The sequence below is a fragment of the Deltaproteobacteria bacterium genome (assembly GCA_030654105.1).
Taxonomy (GTDB): domain Bacteria; phylum Desulfobacterota; class SM23-61; order SM23-61; family SM23-61; genus JAHJQK01.
On record JAURYC010000022.1, the window covers coordinates 1 to 2847 of the forward strand.

Consider the following 2847-nt stretch of genomic DNA (forward strand, 5'->3'; position numbering starts at 1 on the left):
AATCCCATATTGAATAAACAACGCAACCTGAAGGTTGCGCCTCCAATTCACGCATTTTTTAGGTTGAAGTGTGTACCGGGAGAATTGAAAGGATTCAAGGGGTCGAAGGGAATAATAAATATGACAAGGAAAAACTCTGGGACCCTTGAACCCATGAATCCTTGAACCCTCTTAGTATTCAGGGGGATCGATGAGAAGAAAAGAATTTGCGGTCAAAGATCAGGAATCACTCGAAGAGGTCCTGAAAAACGCTGAAGTCGGGTACTTGGCCTTCAACGGAGCCGATGGATGGCCGAGGATTACCCCATTGAATTTTGTCTTCGATGGACGGATTCTATGGCATGGAGCGGTTGCCGGAGAGCGTTACGAATGTTTACAGCAAGACCCACGGGCCACCTTTGCGGTGGTATCCGTGCAACGCTATGTCCCCTCCCATTTTGCTTCGGAAGAGAATGCCGCCGCCGCCACGACTGCCTTTAAATCTGTGCAGGTGCGCGGGAAGTGCAGGGCGATCGATGACCCCGAAGAGAAATGCGCCGTTCTCAACCAGCTTATGCAGAAATATCAACCGGAAGGGCGGTACAAGAAAATATCTCCCGGGGATCCGCTCTATCTAAAGGTTCTTCCGGCTACGGGGGTCTACGCCCTTATGGTGGAGGAGATCATAGGAAAGTTCAAATTGGTGCAGAACAAATCAGAAGCGGATCGGAGAAAAATAGTGGCCCAACTGCAGGAAAGAGGGGCACCGGCAGATTTAATCATCGCGGAGGAGATCTTAAAGACCCTCAAGGGAAACGAAGACCAACCCAAATCTTAAACTTTCTTGGCGAGTTTTTTCAAGGAGGCGGATATGCCATCAAATCAAGAGAAAAGACCAAAGGATAATTTTAGGGAAAAGCTCAGCTCTTTCTTCGGTTCTCAGGACCCCGCCCGGAAAAAGAAAGCTTTGCCCCCCAAGGCCCATTTCAGCATCTGGTATTTTCTGATCGTTTTTTCCCTGCTGACCCTTTTACAGCATTACTTTCTTTCCCCCAAAGTGGAGAGTATTTCCTACAGCAAGTTTAAACAAAGCCTGGCTGAAGGGCAGGTTAGTAAAGTGATCATTGGCCCGGAGAGTATCAACGGAACGCTTAAGGGAGGAGAAGAAAAAAAGGACCAGGATTTCGTCACCGTTCGTGTCGAGGATCCCAACCTGGTCAAAGAGCTGGATGAACGTAAGGTAAATTATTCCGGCCTCTACCAGAGCAAATTCCTAAATACTCTTTTCTCCTGGATCATCCCCCTGGGCATTTTTTTCGTGATCTGGAGGTACGCCATGAAAAGGATGGGCCCGGGCATGGGGGTAATGTCTTTCAGCAAAAGCAAAGCCAAGGTCTTTGCCGAAGATGGGACCAAAATCACATTTACCGATGTAGCCGGAATCGATGAAGCCAAAGAAGAGCTCCAGGAGATCGTGGAGTTTTTACAGAACCCGGAAAAATTTCAACGATTGGGCGGAAGAATTCCCAAGGGTGTACTTTTGGTGGGAGCGCCGGGAACCGGTAAAACCCTCCTGGCCAAAGCCGTGGCCGGAGAGGCCAAAGTTCCTTTTTTCAGTATCAGCGGCTCGGAATTCGTTGAGATGTTCGTAGGGGTGGGAGCAGCGCGAGTCCGTGATCTTTTTTCCCAGGCCACCAGCCAGGCTCCCTGCATCATCTTTATCGATGAACTGGATGCCCTGGGTAAAGCCCGGGGGATGAACGTCATGGGAGGACATGACGAACGGGAACAAACCCTGAATCAGCTTCTCGTGGAGATGGATGGGTTTGAATCCAACAAAGGGGTCATCATCATGGCCGCTACCAACCGCCCGGAGATTCTGGATCCGGCCCTTTTAAGGCCGGGGCGGTTTGATCGGCAAGTCCTGGTGGACCGGCCGGACATTAATGGTCGGGAGGCCATTCTGAAAATTCACTCTAAAAATGTCCTTCTCTCCCCGAAAGTGGACCTCCATAAAATTGCCGCCCGCACACCGGGTTTTGTGGGAGCAGACTTAGCTAACATAGTCAACGAAGCGGCCCTGCTGGCCGCCCGGAAGAACAAAGAGGAAGTAGAGGCGGCCGACTTCGACGAGGCCATTGACCGCGTGATCACGGGACTGGAAAAAAGAAAGCGGGTGATGAGCCCCAAAGAAAAAGAAATCATTGCCTACCACGAATCCGGGCATGCCATCGTGGCCGAATCCGTAGACCATGCCGAACCGGTCCATAAGATTTCCATCATCCCCCGGGGGATCGCGGCCCTGGGATATACGCAGCAACAGCCTACCGAAGACCGCTATTTGCTGACCCGTTCCGAGTTACTGGACCGGTTGGCCGTCCTTTTAGGAGGGCGGGTAGCTGAGAAGTTGGTCTTCGGAGAGATTTCCACCGGCGCCCAGAATGACTTGCAACGGGCTACGGACATTGCTCGATCCATGGTTACGGAATATGGCATGAGCGAGCGCCTGGGCCTGGTGACCTACGAGCGCGAGCGCCGGCCGATATTCCTCCCGGAAAGCTTTACTCCCAGCAAAACGTACAGTGAAGTGAAAGCGGCTCAGATTGATGAGGAGATTTCCCGGGTGGTGGAAGAGGTCCATCAGAGAGTGCAGCAGGTCCTATCTGAACGGCGCAATATCCTGGATAGCTTGGCCCACCTCCTTCTGGAAAAGGAAATGGTCCAGGGAGAAGAGCTCAGGAGGATGCTGAACAAATCCGAACCCCAGGCCCAAGCGAAGATCGATAGTTCACCGGGTCAGCAGCCATCGTGAAAGTCCGGTAGCCAACCGAGCGCAGTTGTCCGGGCTTCTGGCCAGAAGGCCCAGGT

2 protein-coding genes are annotated in these 2847 nt (G+C 52.1%); both read left to right on the forward strand.

The window, feature by feature from the left end; translation table 11 throughout:
* Window positions 1-190 precede the first annotated feature (190 nt).
* Window positions 191-817 carry a pyridoxamine 5'-phosphate oxidase family protein gene (locus Q7V48_00825; GenBank protein ID MDO9209284.1) on the forward strand — a complete coding sequence of 209 codons (627 nt, stop codon included), beginning with the start codon at window positions 191-193 and terminating at the stop codon, window positions 815-817.
* A gap of 33 nt (window positions 818-850) precedes the next feature.
* Window positions 851-2791, forward strand: coding sequence for an ATP-dependent zinc metalloprotease FtsH (gene ftsH / locus Q7V48_00830; GenBank protein ID MDO9209285.1), 1941 nt, complete (start codon window positions 851-853; stop codon window positions 2789-2791).
* Window positions 2792-2847: the final 56 nt, after the last annotated feature.

What these genes read in the sequence shown, in the direction of transcription:
- Q7V48_00825 (MDO9209284.1), top strand. Translation starts at nt 191, where the DNA reads ATGAGAAGAAAAGAATTTGCGGTCAAAGATCAGGAATCACTCGAAGAG.
- ftsH (MDO9209285.1), top strand. Translation starts at nt 851, where the DNA reads ATGCCATCAAATCAAGAGAAAAGACCAAAGGATAATTTTAGGGAAAAG.